15 protein-coding genes are annotated in these 18932 nt (G+C 59.5%); 8 read left to right on the plus strand and 7 right to left on the minus strand.

The window, feature by feature from the left end; translation table 11 throughout:
* Nucleotides 1–42 precede the first annotated feature (42 nt).
* The 3 genes from K419_RS0104335 to K419_RS0104345 form a co-directional block, all read right to left on the minus strand.
* Nucleotides 43–387 (minus strand): histidine triad nucleotide-binding protein, encoded by a 345-nt coding sequence (locus K419_RS0104335; protein WP_026840509.1) that lies wholly within the window; start codon nt 385–387, stop codon nt 43–45.
* A gap of 96 nt (nt 388–483) precedes the next feature.
* Complete coding sequence (locus K419_RS0104340) at nt 484–1275, minus strand: TlyA family RNA methyltransferase (RefSeq protein ID WP_026840510.1); 792 nt, start codon at nt 1273–1275, stop codon at nt 484–486.
* Between the two features lie 102 nt (nt 1276–1377).
* Nucleotides 1378–3219 (minus strand): UbiD family decarboxylase, encoded by a 1842-nt coding sequence (locus K419_RS0104345; RefSeq protein WP_026840511.1) that lies wholly within the window; start codon nt 3217–3219, stop codon nt 1378–1380.
* A 277-nt stretch (nt 3220–3496) separates the two neighbouring features.
* Between K419_RS0104345 and K419_RS0104350 the strand changes: the two genes are divergently transcribed.
* The 6 genes from K419_RS0104350 (at nt 3497) to nhaD (ending at nt 12268) form a co-directional block, all read left to right on the plus strand.
* Nucleotides 3497–5986 (plus strand): PAS domain-containing sensor histidine kinase, encoded by a 2490-nt coding sequence (locus K419_RS0104350; protein WP_026840512.1) that lies wholly within the window; start codon nt 3497–3499, stop codon nt 5984–5986.
* Between the two features lie 54 nt (nt 5987–6040).
* On the plus strand, nt 6041–7417 hold the full coding sequence (locus K419_RS0104355) for a sigma-54-dependent transcriptional regulator (protein ID WP_026840513.1): 1377 nt from the start codon (nt 6041–6043) through the stop codon (nt 7415–7417).
* A 268-nt stretch (nt 7418–7685) separates the two neighbouring features.
* A complete protein-coding gene (locus K419_RS0104360) occupies nt 7686–8696 on the plus strand; it encodes a TRAP transporter substrate-binding protein (RefSeq protein WP_026840514.1) in 1011 nt (336 codons plus the stop codon).
* An 81-nt stretch (nt 8697–8777) separates the two neighbouring features.
* Nucleotides 8778–9446, plus strand: a complete 669-nt coding sequence (locus K419_RS0104365) for a TRAP transporter small permease (RefSeq protein ID WP_026840515.1) — start codon at nt 8778–8780, stop codon at nt 9444–9446.
* The gene (locus K419_RS0104370) at nt 9443–10822 is read left to right on the plus strand and encodes a TRAP transporter large permease (RefSeq protein WP_026840516.1); all 1380 of its coding nucleotides are present in this window, start codon (nt 9443–9445) and stop codon (nt 10820–10822) included. The genes K419_RS0104365 and K419_RS0104370 overlap by 4 nt, the downstream gene beginning before the upstream one ends.
* Before the next feature lie 162 nt (nt 10823–10984).
* Complete coding sequence (nhaD, locus tag K419_RS0104375) at nt 10985–12268, plus strand: sodium:proton antiporter NhaD (protein ID WP_026840517.1); 1284 nt, start codon at nt 10985–10987, stop codon at nt 12266–12268.
* Nucleotides 12269–12333: 65 nt separating this feature from the next.
* Here the strand turns inward: nhaD and K419_RS0104380 are convergent, their stop codons facing one another.
* Nucleotides 12334–12906 (minus strand): YcbK family protein, encoded by a 573-nt coding sequence (locus K419_RS0104380; RefSeq protein ID WP_026840518.1) that lies wholly within the window; start codon nt 12904–12906, stop codon nt 12334–12336.
* Nucleotides 12907–13140: 234 nt separating this feature from the next.
* Here K419_RS0104380 and K419_RS0104385 point away from each other — a divergent pair, with 234 nt between their 5' ends.
* Nucleotides 13141–13452, plus strand: a complete 312-nt coding sequence (locus K419_RS0104385) for a hypothetical protein (protein WP_026840519.1) — start codon at nt 13141–13143, stop codon at nt 13450–13452.
* A gap of 82 nt (nt 13453–13534) precedes the next feature.
* Here K419_RS0104385 and K419_RS0104390 read toward each other — a convergent pair whose 3' ends face one another.
* Complete coding sequence (locus K419_RS0104390) at nt 13535–14236, minus strand: helix-turn-helix domain-containing protein (RefSeq protein ID WP_026840520.1); 702 nt, start codon at nt 14234–14236, stop codon at nt 13535–13537.
* A gap of 246 nt (nt 14237–14482) precedes the next feature.
* Between K419_RS0104390 and K419_RS0104395 the strand changes: the two genes are divergently transcribed.
* Entirely contained in the window at nt 14483–15640 is a 1158-nt protein-coding gene (locus K419_RS0104395; protein WP_226377619.1) for a PQQ-dependent sugar dehydrogenase, read from the plus strand.
* 227 nt (nt 15641–15867) lie between these two features.
* Here the strand turns inward: K419_RS0104395 and K419_RS0104400 are convergent, their stop codons facing one another.
* Together K419_RS0104400 and K419_RS0104405 are read right to left on the minus strand one after the other, a co-directional pair.
* Nucleotides 15868–16647, minus strand: coding sequence for a DUF2459 domain-containing protein (locus tag K419_RS0104400; protein ID WP_026840522.1), 780 nt, complete (start codon nt 16645–16647; stop codon nt 15868–15870).
* A gap of 253 nt (nt 16648–16900) precedes the next feature.
* Nucleotides 16901–18790: a UvrD-helicase domain-containing protein gene (locus K419_RS0104405; RefSeq protein WP_026840523.1), complete on the minus strand. Its 1890-nt coding sequence runs from the start codon at nt 18788–18790 to the stop codon at nt 16901–16903.
* Between the last annotated feature and the right edge of the window lie 142 nt (nt 18791–18932).

Here is an 18932-nt window from a genome sequence, read left to right on the forward strand (position 1 = left end):
TCAGTCTCCTTGTGCAGATCCTTTATGGATTACGGTTCGGGACTACCCTGGAGGCCACCCGAGCTTGCGTCCGGCAAGCAGGTGGAAATGGATATGGAAAACGGACTGGCCGGCGCCGGCGTTGGTGTTGTTCACCAGGCGGAACCCTTCCTCGTCCACGCCACGCTCCCGGGCGAGCTTGGCAGCCGCCCGGTGGATCGCCCCGATGATCCGGTCGTCCTCAGGAGCAAGCGCCAGCGCGTTGTCGAGGTGCTTCTTGGGGATGATAAGCATGTGCAAGGGCGCCACGGGGTTGATGTCCTCGATGGCGAAGAGATCGTCGTCCTCGTAGACCTTCTTGACCGGAATTGCGCCGCTGGCCATCTTGCAGAACAGGCAGTCGTTCATGTAACACCTCCTTTAAAAGTCAAACTCCAGAACCTTTAGCCACGGAGAACACGGAGAAAATCTGAGAGCGTCTCTGTTCCTCTGGGACCGCCTTGGCTATTCCTCAGTGACCTCTGTGTTCCGGGATTCCAGGGGTTGCAGGGTTTGCAGGTCCCCCTGCTTCTTCAGATGGATCAGGAACTCCTTGTTCCCCTTGGGTCCGAGGATGGGCGAATCGCATACACCCAGGACCAGCAGCCCCAGTCCCCTGGCCAGCTCGCCGATGCTCTCCACCACCTCCTGGTGCTTCTTCTCGTCCCGAACCACCCCGCCCTTCCCCACCTGGCCGCGCCCCACCTCGAACTGCGGCTTGATGAGCGCGACCACGACGCCGTCGGGCTTGATCAGCCTGAGCGTCGGCGGAAGCACCTTGTCCAGCGAGATGAACGAAGCATCGATCACCGCCAGGTCCGGGGATTCCGGGAGCATCCCCGGCTCCAGGTGGCGGATATTGGTCTTCTCCATGCTCACCACCCGCGAGTCCTCGCGCAGCTTCCAGGCCAGTTGCCCGTAGCCGACGTCCACAGCATAGACGCGGGTAGCGCCCCTTTGCAGCAGACAGTCGGTGAAGCCTCCGGTCGAGGCGCCCACGTCGATGGCGCAGAGTCCGGCGACGTCGATACCGAAGCGCTCCAGCCCCTCGGCGAGCTTCAGCCCCCCGCGGCTCACATAGGGAAGCGGCTCCCCCTTGAGACGGATCTCGGCCTCGACCGGGACCATGAGCCCCGCCTTGTCGGCCAAGTGGTCGTCAACCACCACCTGCCCCGCCATAATGAGCGCCTTGGCCCGCTCCCTGGAAGGGGCGAGCCCCCGTTCCAGCACCAACTTGTCGAGTCTTTCCTTGGTCAAGTGAACCTCAAATCAAAAAACTAAAAGCTCAAACGAAAGCTTTCACCCCTGGTCCACAGAGTCCACAGAGTCCTCTGTGGTGAGTGCCTTTGCTTTTAACAGCTAGTACAACCCATGCAGCGGCCCACCTGGGGCGGCCAACTGGTCCAGCTTCCGCTCCACCGCCGGATCCTCTACGAGCGGCGGCGCGTGGTGCGGCTTGACCCTGGCGTCTATCACCAGAGGCCCCGTGCACCCCCACTGCTTGCAGACCATGCCGGCCCCGACACCGTAGATGTCGGCGGCGGGGTCGGAACGGGTGAAGGTGACCCAGAGGAAGTTGTCCAGGTGCTTTGCGGCGAACCTGCTGTCGTCGCAGACGACGATCAGCGGGAAGCTCTCCAGCCCATCCACTGCCTCAAGCGCAGCGCAAAGCGCCTCCATCTGCGGGTCCGCCTCCCCCTTCGGGATCGTGCAGGCAGGCCCCCGGACCGCGATGACGCCGGGAAGACAAATACAGGGATCATCGAAGCCGTCGGCGAGCCTCAACGAGGACGGGAGCTCGCCCCCGAGGGTGCGGCGCTTTTCGCCGACGGCGGCGAAAACCACCTTCGAGCCGCTGTTCAGCCCAGAGCCGGAATAATCGAGCGTGTCGATGGTGGTAGCGGTCTGGAAATGCAGATCCCGCTTCAGGTCGATCCGTTCCAGCACATGCCGCAGGAAAGCGGGAATGTCGTGGATGTCGAGCTGAGGCGCGTCCTCGTGGGAGGCGATCATCAGGTACTTGGCCAGGGAGAGCTGCCCCTGCCCCAGCACCGCGTTCGCGATGGTAAGAAGTTCCTGCGGAGTCCGGCGCTCGCCGTAAGGGACGTAGCGCTCGCTCCCCAGGGCCAAAAGCAGCGGGTGCACGCCTGCCGCGTCGACCGCGTGTACCGCCTTGACGCCCGGTATCACCGTGGGGATCAAGGGGCCGGTCAGTTCGTGAATGAAGGCGCCGAAGGAGGTGTCCTCCTGCGGAGGGCGCCCCACCGTGGTGAAGGGCCAGATGGCGCCGTCGCGATGGAGGACCTCCTCGACCTGGAGCACGGGGAAGTGGTGCGCCAGGCTGTAGTAGCCGAAATGGTCGCCGAAGGGTCCTTCGGGAAGGGTCTTGTTGGGGTCGATGACGCCGGTGATGCAGAAGTCGGCCTGCGCTGGGATCGGGAGCTGCCCGGGGCGCTGCACCATCTCGATCCGGTGCCCGGCCAGAAGCCCCGCGAAGGAGAGTTCCGGCATTCCCTCGGGCAAGGGCATCACGGCGGCAACGGTCATGGAGGGTGCGCCCCCCACGAAGATGTTCACCCGCAGCGGCTCGCCCCGCTCGATCGCTTCGGCATGGTGGAAGCCGATGCCGCGATGGATCTGGTAGTGCACCCCGATCTCGGCGTTTTGTCGGTACTCACCGCCGGAGATCTGCACCCGGTACATGCCGAGGTTTGAGTGGCGCAGTCCGGGCTCTACCGTGCTTTCCGAGTAGACCTGCGGCAGCGTGATGAACGCTCCGCCGTCGTCCGGCCAGGACTTCAGCTGCGGCAGTTTATCGATGGTGGTCCGGTTGGCGAGAATGGGGCCATCCCCAACCTCCTTGGGAAGGAGGTGCCATGCGGCGGGGACCGCACCCAATAAGGAAGCGGGGTCTTTCAGTGCCGATTTAGGATCGATCTTTAGCTGCACCAGGCGTTCAACCGCTTTCAGGGTGTCCCTGAAGATGTACCTGGTCCGCTCCAGGGTTCCGAACAGGTTCCCGAGCATCGGGAAAGGGCACCCTTTCACCCGGGTAAAGAGAAGCGCCGGGCCACCCGCCTGATACACCCTGCGCTGGATGGACCCGATCTCCAGGTCCGAAGAGAGCTCCTCGTTTATCCTAACCAGAGCGCCGGTCCGCTCCAGGTCCGCCACGCACGCTGCCAGATTCTTATATCCCAACCAACGCCTCCGCGATTTTGCCTGTAAATTAGCCGGTCTATTTTTAAAGCACCCCCGCAACCAAGTCAACACAAAACGCCCCCGGCAGCGGTAGAAGCAAAACCATTGGCCACAGAGAAAATCTGAGGAATTCTGAGGAGCGGGACCCTTTCTCTTCCCCGCCACAGATCGTCGTACACATTAAAACGAAGACTGTTCTGAAATACCGTTTTGTGATACCCTGCCAGCCGACTTGAAAGCCAGTCCCGCGGCATCACGAGTTTTTTGGAGAGTCTCCTTGCCACGCCTCACGCTTTTCAAAAAGATCCTGGTCATCACGCTGCTGCTCTCCCTGCTGCCGCTGTTCGTCTCCTCGGCCATCCTCCTGATGAACCTGCAGTCGATCAGCACCAAGCTCACCGACGAGATCTCCCGTACGGACGACCGGCAGGCGACCCAGTCGCTGCAGATGAAGGCGCGTGACCTGGCCGAAAACATCCGCGATTTCCTGCACCAGTGCGAAAGCGACCTGCTCTTTCTTTCGCGCTCCCGCCTGGACCGCTCGACGCTGCTCGACTTCTACCAGACCCGCTTAAGCGAGGTGTGGCAGCGCGGAGGGAGCGCCACCGCGACCCAGGGAACCCACGAGTTCCGCCCCATCTACCGCTCCATAGCCATCATCGACCGCAACGGCATGGAACAAACGGTGATCCGAAACGGCCAGCTCGTCCCCAAGGAGCAACTGCGCGACGTGGCGGACCCCGCCAACACCGAGTTCAAGAGCGAGGAGTACTTCCGCCGGGTGCGGGCGCTAAAGCCCGGCGAGATCTACGTCTCGCACCTCACCGGTTTTCACGTCTCCAAGCAGGAGCAACTGGCCGGGGCCAAGGACCCGGAAAGCGCCTACGACGGCAAGAGCTACCAGGGGGGCATCCGGTTCGGCTCGCCCCTCTACGACTCCAAAGGGAAGTTCTCCGGGATGGTGCTGCTGACCTTGGATCATCAGCACCTCATGGAGTTCACCCAGCACATCGACCCCGGCAAGGGTTTCGCCACCCTATTCCCCTCCTACCAAAGCGGCAACTACGCCTTTCTCTTCGACGACGAAGGGTGGATCATCACCCATCCCAAATTCTGGGATCTCCGTGGGGTGGACCAAACGGGCAGGCTTGTCCCGCCTTACACGGCGCATTCGAAAAAGGAGGACGTCGACAGCGGCCGCATCCCCTTCAACCTGGACCACGCCGGTTTCATCCACAAAAGCTACCCCACCGTCTCCGCCGCCGTCCGCAACCGCCAGGAAGGATTCGTCGACATCACCAACGTGGGGGGCGCCAAGAAGATCATGGCCTACGCCCCCATCTTCTACGACACCGGGGACTACGCCAGGCACGGCGTCTTCGGCGGGGTAACCATCGGCTTCCAGGTGGACCAGTTTCACGAGGCGTCCAGAAAGGGAAGCCGGCTGATCGACAGGCAACTGGGGGAGCACCGCCGAACCAGCGCCCTCATCATCCTGGCCACGGCACTCGTCTCGGCGCTTTCTGCCTGGCTCTTGTCCCGCGGCATCAGCATCCCGCTTCGGCAGCTAACCGAAAGCGCCGGCAAGCTTGCCGCAGGCGACAGCCACGTCAGGGTAGCGGTGAATTCCAGCGACGAAATCGGTGTCCTCGCCAACACCTTCAACTATATGGCGGACGAGCTGGACCTAAGGAAGCAGAGCATACTCTCAACGCTGGACGAATTGCGCAAGTCGCGGCTGGAAATCCTCGACGAGCGCAACTTCAAGGAGAGCGTGCTGGAAAGTATCTCCAGCGGCATCGTCACCTTCTCCCCACAGGGGCGCCTCACCTCCATCAACCGGACCGGCCGCCTCTTCCTCGGCGAGGGGCTCGCAGCAGAGACGCATTACACCGAGGTATTCAAGGGGTGGGGCGTCCTGAACGAGCGGATCTCTCAGGTCCTCTCCAAACAATCGGGGTACGGGCGCGAGACCTTCCGCTTCGATCACGGCCCGGGCAAGACCCATTTCGACGTAGGGTTCTTCCCCATCGGAGCCGACGCGGAGCAGGGGCTCACCGTGACGCTGAGAAACGAGACGCAGCGGGAGAACCTGCAAGAGGAGATGATGCGCCTGGACCGGCTCGCCTCGCTGGGAAAACTTTCCGCCGGCATCGCCCACGAGGTGAGAAACCCGCTCACCGGCATCTCGTTGCTTTTGGACGACCTGCACGACCAGGCGAGTTCCAGCCCGGAGGACCGGGACCTGATCAAGAAGGCCCTGGCGGAAATCGAGCGGGTGGAAAAGCTGGTGAACGCGCTTTTGAACTACTCCTCGCCGGTGCGCGCCGAATTCAGGGAATGCGACCTGAACCGCCTGGTCTGCGACACGGTCCTACTGATGCGGCGCCAGTGCGAGAGACAAAAGGTGCAGTTGAACCTGAGCGAGGGGGAAGTCCCCCCGCTGCGGCTGGACCCGGAAAAGATAAAGCAGGCCGTGCTCAACATCATCAAGAACGCCCAGGAAGCGCTCCCGGAAGGGGGGCGGATCGAGGTAGCCACCTCGGTCCAGGACGGGTACGCGGTGATCGGCATCGGCGACGACGGACCAGGCATAGCGTCTCAAGACCTGCCGCTCATCTTCGAGCCTTTCTTCACCAGAAAAGGGGCCGGGACCGGCCTCGGACTCTCCATCACCCAGAGGATAGTCGAGGAACATCATGGGAAGGTCCGCGTGGAAACCGCACCGGGAGCAGGGACCAGATTCACCGTCGAACTTCCTTTGTGACCCCCTAGGCTCCTCCCTACGCAACAAAAATCAGCAAAAGTGGGAACAGAAATCATGGAAAAGATTCTGATCATAGACGACGAAGCCTTCATCTGCGAAAACGTGCAACGCATCCTCTCCGGCGAGGGGTATGAGGTGAGCGCCGCCGGTTCGGGAAAGGAGGCGCGCGACATCGTGGCCGGCGAAGAGATCGACCTGGCCCTGCTCGACCTGAACCTGGGCTCCGAGGACGGCATCGAGGTCCTCAAATCGCTCAAGGAGACGGACCCGGAGCTGCTGGTGATCATCATCACCGGGTACGGCTCGGTGGAGAGCGCCGTCGAATCCCTACAACTGGGCGCCTTCCACTACATGAAAAAGCCCTTCAAGGCGGACGCCCTCAGGCTGATCGTCAAGCTCGCCCTGAAGACCCAGACCTTGAAGCGCGAGGTCCGCAAACTAAAGCGCGACAACTCACCCCTTCCCGGGCGCTCCCCAATAATCGGCAAGAGCGAGGCGTTCCAGGAGATGGCGGCTCAGGTGCGGGAGATCGCCCGCATCCCCTCGACCGTGCTCATAACCGGCGAATCCGGTACCGGCAAGGAGGTGGTGGCCCGCGCCATCCACGACCTTTCCGACCGCAAGGAACACGCCTTCATCGCCATCAACTGCGCCTCCATCCCGGCCCCTCTTTTGGAGAGCGAGCTCTTCGGGCACGAGAAGGGGGCCTTCACCGGCGCCGTCGGACGCAAGAAGGGGCTTTTCGAGGAGGCGCACCACGGCACCATCTTCCTGGACGAGATCGGGGAAATGGACATGGCCATGCAGGTGAAGCTTTTACGCGTGCTGCAGGAAAGAACCATCAGGCGGGTAGGCGCCGTCAAGGACATCGAGATAGACGCGCGGGTCATAGCCGCCACAAACCGCGACCTCGCCAAAAGGATCGAGGAGAAGAGTTTCCGCGAGGACCTCTTCTACCGCCTCAACGTGTTTCCCATCAACATCCCGCCGCTTCGGGAGCGCCCCGCCGACATAGCCGCGCTTTCCGCCTATTTCCTGGACAGCTTCAGCCGCTCCTTCGGCCGCGACTTCCGCAGCGTCTCGCCCGAGGCGGAGCAACTGATGGCGCAGTACGCCTGGCCCGGCAACGTCAGGGAGTTGAGGAACGTAATAGAACGGATCTGCATCATGCGCAGCGGCCCCACCCTGCTCCCGGAACATCTGCCGCAGGAGATCAGGAGCAGCCTGGCCCCCTCCCCCTTGCCGGCCGAGCTGCCCATGAGCATCGCTGCCGACCTTGGGCTCGAAGAAGCGGTCAGCGCCATCGAAAAATCGCTCATCCAGCAAGCCCTCCAGAAGACGGGGTGGAACGTGCTGCAGACGGCGGCCAACCTGAAGATCCCCCGCGGCACCCTGCGCTACAAGATGGAGAAGTACGGCCTGATGCAATAGCCCCGCTGCACCCCAGCCCCTGGCAACTATCCGCCACCTCTGTGGCGGATTTCAGCCACTGCCACTTTCATAAACCGACATTTTATTTCCACCTCGCGCATTAATTCAACCACTTACAGCTTTTCATTAGTGGCATCGCTGTTGCATTAGAACAGCGTGTCGTATACGGAGCGGCAATATCCCCGTCACCGTTTGCGCGTTCCATCGAGTTCGAGGCGACAGTCGCCTGGACCAGATAAGGCAGCACAAACCCCAAGGAGGAACACCTATGAGTCTCAAAGCATGTCTGAAAGCATTGGCCATGGCAGCAGCGCTCGCTCTGCCGCTGAACGCCGTCGCGGCGCCGGCGCCGATCGTGATCAAGTTCAGCCACGTCGTGGCGCAGCACACCCCCAAGGGGCAGGCGGCCGACTACTTCAAGAAACTGGCTGAAGAGCGGACCAAGGGAAGGGTCAAGGTCGAGGTGTATCCGAACAGCCAGCTCTACAAGGACAAGGAAGAGATGGAGGCGCTGCAGCTAGGTGCAGTACAGATGCTGGCCCCTTCCCTGGCCAAATTCGCGCCGCTGGGCGTGAAGGAGTTCGAGGTGTTCGACCTCCCCTTCATCTTCGACAACTATCAAGAGCTCCACAAGGTAACCCAGGGTCCGGTCGGCGCGAAGCTCCTGAAAAAGCTCGAGCCCAAGGGTATCCTCGGCCTCGCCTACTGGGACAACGGCTTCAAGGTGATGAGCGCGAACAAGCCGCTTAAGTCCGTCGACGACTTCCGCGGTCAAAAGCTGCGCATCCAGTCCTCCAAGGTGCTCGACTCCCAGATGCGTTCGGTCGGCGCCATGCCGCAGGTGCTCGCCTTCTCCGAGGTGTACCAGGCCCTGCAGACCGGCGTCGTGAACGGCACCGAGAACCCGCCTTCCAACCTCTACACCCAGAAGATGCACGAGGTGCAGAAATACGTGACCCTCTCCGACCACGGTTACCTTGGCTACGCCGTCATCGTCAACAAGAAGTTCTGGCAGGGGCTGCCGGCCGACATCCGCACCATCCTCGAAGGATGCATGAAGGACGCGACCAAGTACGCGAACGAGATCGCCAAGAAGGACAACGAAGAGGCGCTGGCCGCCGTCAAGAAGTCCGGCCGCAGCCAGTTGATCAGCCTCACCCCGCAGGATCGCGCCGCCTGGAAAAAGGCGATGGACAAGGCGCACAAGGATAACATGGGGCGCATCGGCGCCGACATAGTGAAGGAAGTCTACGCGGCCACCGGCTACAACCCGAACTAGCTTGACCGTTTCACCGCAAAGCAAAGGCCGCTGCGGCTGCCGCGGCGGCCTTTCATCGAGCTTTCCCAGGAGACGCCCATCATGATGAAGTATCTTGACCATTTAGAGGAAATAATCATCACCTTCCTCATCGGCGCAGCGACCGTCATCATCGCAGTCGCGGTCGTCCATCGTTACCTGTCGGGGTTGCCGATTCCCGCCCTGCAGGACTGGCTGCTCGGCATCAACCTGAGCTGGGCCCAGGAGCTCTGCATCTACATGTTCGTCTGGATGGCCAAGTTCGGCGCTGCCTACGGCGTTCGGTCGGGGATCCACGTAGGCGTCGACGTACTGGTGACCCGGCTACCGGACTCCTGGCGCAAGACCACCGTGGTCATCGCCATCATCGGCGGCGCGCTCTTCACCGGGCTGATCGGCACCCTGGGCGCCAAGTTCGTCTGGGAAAACGGGTTTCACTACGCACTCTTCAACAAGCTCGGCATGAACGTAGCAGAACTGATCGAAGGGCCGATTACCCCCGACCTAGAGTGGCCTACCTGGGTCGTGTACTCCGCCGTCCCCTTGGGGTCCTACCTCATGTGCTTCCGGTTCCTGCAGGTCGGCTGGAGCTTCTTGCACACGGGAGAGCTGCCGCACCATGACCACACCCACGTCGACGGCATCGAAGAGGTGGGGACCGTGGACTCGACCCAGGCGCTCGAGGAATACGAAGTACACAAGTTCAACGGCAAGGACGGGGGTGTGAAATGAGTTCTGCAGTTGCTGGATGGGAGCAGTTCTCCAAGAAAAAAGCGGCGACCTGGCTTGCGGGGATCGCGGTAATCCTCGGGCTGATAGCGACGCTTGGGAGCACCGGCGTCGTCTTCGCCTTGCTGCTCGCCCTGATGCTGACCGGCATGCCGATTTCCATCGCGCTCGGCCTCACGGTCCTCACGTTCCTCTTCTTCTTCTCCGAAGTGCCGACCGAAGCGGTAGCTATGAAGCTCTTCACGGGAATAGAGAAGTTCGAGATCATGGCGATCCCCTTCTTCATCCTGGCGGGAAACTTCCTGACTCACGGCGGCGTGGCTAAGAGGATGATCAAGTTCGCCACCTCGATGGTCGGGCACTGGCACGGCGGTCTCGCCCTGGCGGGCGTCATGGCCTGCGCCCTCTTCGCTGCCGTTTCCGGATCCAGCCCCGCCACCGTGGTCGCCATCGGTTCGGTGATGCTCCCCGCCATGGTGCGCGCAGGCTTTCCCAAGCGCTTCGGAGCGGGTGTCATTACCACCTCCGGCTCGCTGGGGATCCTGATCCCCCCCTCCATCCCGATGGTCATCTACTGCGTCGCCACCAACTCCTCCGTTGGAGCGATGTTCATGGGTGGCGTAATACCGGGCTTGATGCTGGCCACCCTTTTGGGGCTCGTCTCCTGGTGGAAGGCGAAGAAGGCGAACTACCCGCGCATGCAGAAAGCGACCTGGGGGGAGCGTTTCCAGGCCTTCCGTGAAAGCATCTGGGGGTTGCTGCTGATCGTCATCGTCCTGGGCGGGATCTACAGCGGCCTTTTCACCCCGACCGAAGCGGCGGCAATGAGTGCTGTCTACGCCTTCTTCATCGCCGTCTTCGTCTACCGCGACGTTCCGTTCAAGAAGATCCCGAAGGTGCTGCTCGACTCGGCCAGCATGTCCGCCATGCTGCTGTACATCATCACCAACGCGGTGCTCTTCTCCTTCCTGATGACCCACGAGCAGATCCCGCAGCTCATGGCGGACTGGATACTGGCGCACAACCTGGGCGTGGTCAGCTTCCTGCTGGTCACCAACGTGCTGCTGCTGTTGGCGGGGAACGTGATGGAGCCCTCCTCCATCATCTTGATCCTCGCGCCGATCCTCTTCCCGGTCGCTATGCAGCTTGGCATCGACCCGATCCATTTCGGCGTGCTGATCACGGTGAACATGGAGGTGGGCATGTGCCACCCGCCGGTGGGGCTGAACCTCTACGTCGCCAGCGGCATAACCAAGATGGGGATATCGGAACTAACGGTGGCCGTGTGGCCCTGGCTTTTGGCGATGATTGGATTCATGCTGCTGGTCACCTACGTCCCGATCATCTCGCTCTGGCTACCGAAGGCGTTGGGGTACTGACGGAGGAACGGTTTTAGCTGTGCCGGATAGGGGCCCGTGAAGCGGGCCCCTATTTTTTACAAGTCCCCGCCCCCGGAGGGGGAGGGTCAGGGAGGGGGAGTTCGGTTTAAAAGCTTTACCCGCCGCCCGAGTTGCGCTAAGAATGCTGCGAAAGGACAAACCATGCTCGCCTCCATAGTCGTCATCTTCGTCATCGCCTACCTGGCGATAGCCCTTGAGCACCCGATCAAGATCAACAAGTCCTCCTCAGCCCTTCTTGGCGCCGGCCTCCTTTGGTCCACCTACGCCCTTTGCAGCGGCAACCAGCACCTGGTGGAGCAGCAGCTGAACGACTCGCTCGCAGCAACGGCGCAGATTGTCTTCTTCCTGATCGGAGCGATGACCATCGTCGAGGTTGTCGATGCGCATAACGGCTTCGAGGTGATCACCTCAAAAATAAGAACTGGAAAGTTATCGTCGCTCATGTGGCTGGTAGGCTTCGTCACCTTCTTCCTCAGCTCGGTGCTCGACAACCTGACCACCACCATCGTCATGATCTCGCTGGTGAAGAAGCTGCTGGACCGGCACGAAGACCGCCTCTTCTTCGCCGGCATGATCGTCATCGCGGCCAACGCAGGTGGAGCCTGGACCCCCATCGGCGACGTCACCACCACCATGCTCTGGATCGGGGGGCAGATCACCACGCTGGCGATCATGAAGGGCGTCCTCATCCCCTCCCTGGTCAACCTGCTGGTGCCCCTGACGGTAGTGTCCTACCTGCTGCGCGGGCGGGAGGTGGTGGCTCCGTCCACCATCGAAGAAAACGGACAGTTGCAAACCACACGCTTCGAGAAGAACCTCATGTTCCTCCTGGGGATCGGCATCCTCGTTATGGTCCCGGTCTTCAAGACCGTAACCCACCTCCCCCCTTTCATGGGGATACTGCTGGGGCTGGGCGTGCTCTGGCTTGCGGGAGACCTGGTGCACCGCAACAAGGAGGAGTTGGACAAGCAGCACCTGACCCTGGCCCACGCGCTGATGAAGATCGACATGAGCTCCATCGTCTTCTTCATCGGCATACTCTTAGCCGTAGCCACCCTGGAGCACACCCACATCCTTTCCGCCATCGCCGCATGGCTTGACCATAGCGTCGGCAGACTGGACGTCATCGTCACTTTGATCGGGCTGGTGAGCGCTGTAGTCGACAACGTACCGCTGGTGGCAGCCAGCATGGGGATGTACGACCTCGCCAAATATCCGGCGGACAGCTTCCTGTGGGAGTTCATGGCCTACTGCGCCGGCACCGGCGGCTCCATACTGATCATAGGGTCGGCCGCCGGCGTGGCGGCGATGGGGCTGGAGAGTATCCACTTCTTCTGGTACATGAAGCGCATCAGCGGGTTGGCGCTCCTGGGGTATTTCGGCGGCATCGCCGCCTATTTAGTGCAGGCGAGGCTCTTCTGGTAACGTTACGTCTTAACGTTACAGGAGAGCCTGTTTTTTAGGGGGAGGGAGTTATTGCGGTGGGTGATTCAGCCCCAGGTTCTGAAGTTTCCGGAGTCGATGTGGACAAACCCCGGTTGGGGGTAGTAGCCGACCCCGCCGGCGGCGAGGGTCAGGGCGGTGCGGCGGATCTGGTCCAGCCCGAAGCTCGGTATGGCGAGGTCGATCGCCCTCCCTTTCATATGCAGGCTGTCCTTCGCCACCCCTTTGGATTTGCTGCGCAGCATCGCATTGTAGGCGGGGGAGCGGTAACCGGAGATGATATGGATCTCGTTGTTCCCGCCGAGCGTGTTGTCGAGCCGGTTCAGGTACTCGATCACCCTCAGATCCATCTTGGTCATTTCGTTCGTGTAATGGCAGCGAAAGAGCCAGTTGAGCGCCTGCAGCGCCTCCTGGCAGTATTCCCCCATGGCGTTTCTGTAAGTGACGGTGAGACGCTCGTTGAGGTTGAGGTTGTACAGGGAAAGCTTCCCTTCAGCAAGAGTGCCCGCTTCGTTCCCGTCGACAATCTTGGCAAAAGCGGATTTGGCACCCAATAGAGTAGCGGCGAAAAAGGCCGACGATTTAAGAAACATCCTGCGGCAAAGCATTGTATCTTTCAAACAATTCTCCTCAAAAACGGATACTTACCTACCAGACGCACTACCTTGCTACCATAATGCAGCACCCGATGTCAACCCGCCCGAGAAAATTTACGGTTTGCCTCTCTCCTGAGCTTTTACTCAGATCTCCTCAGATTTTCTCCTTGTGAAGGGTTTCAGGTTTAGGTTGCTAATGTGGCTTTTAGTGATTTTCTCTACGGGGTGGCGCCAATCCAGAGATGAACGGGACCTGCCGTGAAACTACCCTATGCCACGAAAACCACTGCCATGATGTCCGGAATGAGCTTGGCCGTCATGCTGTCAACGGGTGAGCACCTCACCGGCCCGGTCAGCGCTCTCTGCAGCATAACCGGCGCCATCTGGTTCCCCGTCTCCATAGCCGTATTCGTCCACGGAAAGCAGACCCTCGAGTACAAGATCCAGTCGCTTCGGGGCGAGCGACCCTACATCGACATCCCCAAAGACATCACCCCCCGCGCCCTGATCTGGTTTTCCTCCACCCTCGCCACCGGCTGGGCCCTGAGCCGCTGGTTCGAGCAAGGCTAACGGCACTAAAAAAGGGGCAGCCCTTTCCGGAGTGCCCCTTTCCCTGCATCGACTATCGCAATCCCGACTTGTACTTCCCTTGTCAGGAGTCAGACGAGGGAGTCCCTTCTCCAAGTACCTGTCTGATCGCCTTTATCATCTCAACCGGAGAAAACGGTTTCTGGATCATCTTGAAGTTTTCCTTGGCCTGCAGATGGTCCGGGCGGTACCCGCTCATAAAGAGGACCTTCGCTTCTGGGTGCAACTCTTTTATCTGCCTGAAACAGGTGAGCCCGTCCTTGCGCGGCATGACCACATCCATCACCACAAGATGAATGTCGTGGTGGTTCTGCTTGTACTTCTCCAAGGCATCCTGCCCGTCTTCCGCGAGTATGACAGTATAGCCGTAGCTGACGAGGAAGTCGGAAAGCATGTCCCTGAGCTGCTTTTCGTCATCTACAACGAGGATAGTTTCACTACCCTGGTAGCAAGTATGCCCGTTGTTCATCATAATCTCCATACTGCTGATCCAGTCGATCTTGCCGCAACCGCCATCGGCCCTCAGCTTTTCAGGCATGTTTATCCTGAGGATAAACTCCGCTTCGTAAAGAAGACTCGACGCAGTGGAATTCAGCGCACCCGCGAGAGCGAAAACAGATACAAGGCTCGGCTGTTGTTTGCCGCCTTCAAGGTTTGAAATGAATTTGCGGTCCAGGCAGCTGGCTGTGGAAAGCTTTTCCTGAGAGAGGTTACGCTCTCTTCTCAGTCTTCTGATAACTATGCCAAACGCCTCTTCAATGGTCACTAATCAAGCCTCCGGTAAGTAGGACATACCTTATATCAGAACTTATTTAAAATTACTGTAGACAATTAACCTCATTACCATGAAAACACTTCAATGTAAACGTTGCAAGAACGTTACCCGATCAATTCGTGCGGTTTTAACTGCGAATCGTTCCGTGACCAGATTAGCCCTGCGATTTCTCGCATACTGAAGGTGATATAATCTGCGTTTTGAAAAATCAGGCAAAGAGGGGGAGTTGTGCCAAGCATGCGAAACCTCGTCCTAAATGTGGCTGCAACCTGCGCCTTGGCAGCCGTCTTTGCGTCCGTCGCCTGCAGCAGGGAGAGCGGACCGTCAACGCAGGCAACTGGGTTCCCGGCAGCCATCACCCTGGCGCCGGTTGCCAAGGGGCTGAAGCAGCCGACAGCGATTGCCAACGCTGGGGATGGAACCAACAGGCTGTTCGTCCTGGAACAACGAGGGACGGTGCGGATATTGCGCAACGGCGTTCTCGGCAGCGAGCCTTTCCTCGACATTCGGCTGCAGGTAAGGTCCGGTGGGGAACAGGGGCTGCTGGGAATCGCCTTCCCGAAGCAGTTCCGCTCCGTCAAAACCTTCTACGTGAACTACACCAACAGGGTCGGCGTAGGGAACACGGTGGTGGCTAGTTTCAAAGTAGGCACAGACCCCGACCATGCAGATAACGCCTCGAAAAAAGAGATATTAGGCATCGTCCAACCCTATGCCAACCACAACGGGGGGCATCTGGCCTTCGGGCCCGACGGTTTTCTGTACATAGGGACCGGCGACGGGGGGAGCGCGGGGGACCCGCACGGACACGGGCAGAAGCGTAACACGCTGCTGGGCAAATTGTTGAGGATAGAGGTAGGAACGGGCGCAGCCCCCTATGCCATCCCCAAGGGCAACCCCTTCGGCAACGAGATATGGGCCTACGGGCTGCGCAACCCCTGGCGCTTCTCCTTCGACCGCGCGGACGGTGACCTGTACATTGCCGATGTGGGCCAGAACGAGGTTGAGGAAATCGATTATGTGGCGGCAGGCACCGGGAAGGGAGCGAACTTCGGTTGGAACGTCATGGAGGGGAGTCGCTGCTTCAAAAAGGAGAACTGCGATAAAGCCGGCATGGTCCCCCCGGTTGCTGAATACTACCACGGCAAAGGAGATTGCTCTGTGACCGGCGGATATGTCTACCGAGGGAAGCTGGAGCAGCTAAAGGGCATCTATCTTTACGGAGACTTCTGCAGCGGACGGATCTGGGGGCTGCGCCAAAGCGGCGGCAGATGGGTGAGCCGGCTCCTTCTTGAGACTCCATACCGGATTTCGACGTTTGGTGAGGATGAACAAGGTGAGCTTTATGTAGCCGACTATGGCGAAGGCACCATCTATCGCATAGGCGTCCCGTGAGTCAGCCAATACTGAGTAAGCAAATAAACTCTTCAGTCACAACGTGAGCGACATATGGCACAGGGATGCGAGATATCACACTGCAGCTTTTCAATAAGGCAGATGCACAATTAAAAAGGTTAAATTTGCGCTTTACATAAGTTATAGATCATGATACAACGCCAATCACCTGGTTGGTTGAAGTTGTTTGACCCTACCCCCTGTTTGCCTGGCAGGGGGTTTTTTTGTCACGGTAGGCCTCCTGGTCCATCAGCCATTACCCGGCTCCCCCCTGTTTCTTCGGTAAATGTCCGTAACTTCAGATACTCCTTTTGGGCAGCGTTTACCTGTCTAATTACACTTGCGGCGCGCAAGGTGAAGACGGTGTCCATCGGCACGCCGCCGCTCTTCAGCATCTTCGCTGTCCATCTGTTGCATGTATTGGTGATGAGATAATAATCTTCAGCCTTGAAGAACCTGTTTTCTCCCGTCGGGCGTCCCTTCAACGGATAGGGGCTGTTATTCCGGTCGAAGGTGAAGCTTGCGCGCAATTCCTTTTTCAAATGCTGCAGACCCGTTTCCGACAAGTTGAGCTGAATAACGCCTCTACCGTTGTAGAACGCTGCTGGAGGTGTCGGAAGGGAAACGACATGCATCACGCTCGGGTTTCTCCAAAAGACAGCCTTCAAGAAGATGGAGGCGGTGACTTTTTCCGCTTGGTAGAATTCCGCCTCACCCCAGCCGAACTCGTAAAACTGGCCGGGGTTGACATAGTGTTGGACAAAACCAAGTTCCGGTCCCAGATCCTCCTTCGACAACACGATGCCGGTGTGCCATCCGTGGGTTACCACGTAAACCGACCGCTCCTCAACCTTTGAGACCGGCATATATTTCCATTTCCTGTCCGAGGCACATCCGGTCAGGCATGACACCAGCACCAGGAAAACAACCAGCAGCGCCCGCCCTTCTCTCAGCAGCAGGCGCTCCCAGGGCGACATCCCAGTATGTGCGAAGTGTGTTTTTTCCATGTGCACCTCCCGGCCTTAAATAATGCCAGAAAGCTCTTCATTGCCTATGCCCTTGATCTCGTTCTCAAGATGCCAGAAAGCTGTTGATCTCGTTCCCAAGTTCCACCTTGGGAACGCAATGCCGACACGAAACTCCAGCTTCCACCAGATAACAACTTGAAGCTTGCATCCTTGGGTTCCCAAGCTGGAGCTTGAGAACCAGAGTAATTTCAGAATTGGCGAGGCTCTTCCCCAACTCCCCTCTCCCTTCCTTTCAACCAAGCCCCTTCGCCAGCGGCTGATGGTGAACGATGTGCAAGCTCTTGCAAGCGCGTGTAATCGCCACGTAAAGCAGGTTCCTGTCAGGATCCGTGTGGCGGTAGTCGTACGAGCTGGGGTTGTAGAGGATGACGTGGGAGAACTCGACCCCCTTAATGGCATGAGCGTGAATGACCTGAACGCCCGGCGCGAAGGAAATCTCCCCCTCAGGGTGCAGCCCTTGGACGCCGGCAAGCGCGGCATGAAGTGCCTTGACGTCTGATTTTTTTTTGCAGATGACACCGGTAAGAGAGCCCGGAGCAGCCTGTACTAGTCCTTCAACGACCTGCCGGATCTTCGCCATCGACTCCGCAGCGCTCTTAGTCGCGTGAAATTCAACCGCGCCGGTGTGAGCCTTCGAAGTATCTACCTTCCGGCCGCTGACCTGGGCGGCGAGATCAACGATTTCCTTGGGACAACGGTAAGAAACAGTGAGGTTCTCCTTTTCGAGCCCCTGCGAGTGGAGCTGGGCCATGACGCTCGAAAAGCCTTGGGAATCGAGGAAGCTGAGGATCTGTTGTTTCTCGTCGGCGCAGATGGTGATGCTGCGCGCAGGGGAAGTAGCGGCCACGATGGTACGCAGTTCGAGCGACGAGAGGTCCTGCGCCTCATCGACCACGATGTGGTCGTAGGCGTTCAGCGCCCCCAGGACGACGGTGCCGGCAGGTCGCCGCAGTTGCGCCAGGCGCAGCAGGATGCTTATATCTGAAAACGAAAGCACTCGCTCCTTTGCATCGAACTTCCTTTTCGCCTCCTGCTGAAACCCCTCACCCGAATCCGTGAACAACGCGGCGACCACGTACTCCTGCATCAGGAAACGCCACAGGTCGGTGACCGGTTCTACCTTTGCCGTCTCCTTCACGTACTTGGCCAGCATGGCCGGCATCATGCTGCTTTTCTTCTGCGCGCCATAGGGGTCGTCAAAGCTCGTTTTGAGCGAGTGGACACCAAGAGCGGCAAGCGCCGTCAGCGACCAGGCGCTGTAGGTATCCACCCGGACAGGTCCAAGAAGGGTGTCGCTGCTCTGCTTCACGTAGTCGCGCAGCACACGGTTGAACATGAGAACGACGCAGCGCTCCGGGCGGTACTTCTCCGGCGCGTCGAACATGAGAAAGGAGAGCCGATGCAGCGCCACGGTGGTCTTCCCCGCGCCGGCCGCGCCGTTTATCACCACCACCCCTTCCCTCTGCTTGGTGATGGCGCGAAACTGCTCCGGGGAGATCAGTGACGCGATGGAATCCACCATCCGGTGGTCCTCGGTCCGCTCCTTCGTGTCCGCGCTCGTCTCGCAGGCCGATCCGTTCTTATGCCACTCCCCGCTACGCAGCTCATACACCTCCGAAGGGGTCTCGATCCGGTTCAGGGCCTTCCTGTTTATGGTCACCTTGTCCCTGCGGGTGATCACCCCTTCCCTCTCGACCCCTCTGATGGTGAGCTCATACTCCTCGCCCACGTCATAACCCTCGTAGAAAGGGCCGGTGACCTCGGCCTTTCTCCAGTCGACGATGGCGACCCGCTGCCCGTCCATGAGCGTCTGGTTGCCGATCAGGTATTCTTTTCTGCCGATCCTGCGATCGTTGTCGTGGATGCCGAGAATGCCGAAGTAAGGGGAGGCTTGCTGTGTGTATTCGTGAAGGTATTTGCGTGGAGAGTGGTGGCCGTGTTCAACCAGCTTCTCGGTGAGGTCGTTCTTCTCGTGCCACCCCACCGCGTTGAGGCGCTCCTGTTCCAGTTCCTTCGTATATGCTTCGTGCTTCGCTATCGTCCGCAGGCGGTCGACCGCGTACCGCTCTATTGCCTCATGAATCTTATCCAGCCGCGTCACTTCCTGTTGCACAATTTCCATCAAATCTCCACCAGCAGCGTGTCTCAGACGGCATACGTCTCAGCCGTCACTTTTCGAAAAGTCGGCATTTTGTCAGATCTCGCGGCGGACATCAATCCTTTCTTGAAGGTCGGACCTCTGACCTTCTTGAACGGCGTATCAG

Source organism: Citrifermentans bremense R1, from assembly GCF_000426865.1.
In the GTDB taxonomy this organism is placed as follows: Bacteria; Desulfobacterota; Desulfuromonadia; order Geobacterales; family Geobacteraceae; genus Geomonas; species Geomonas bremensis.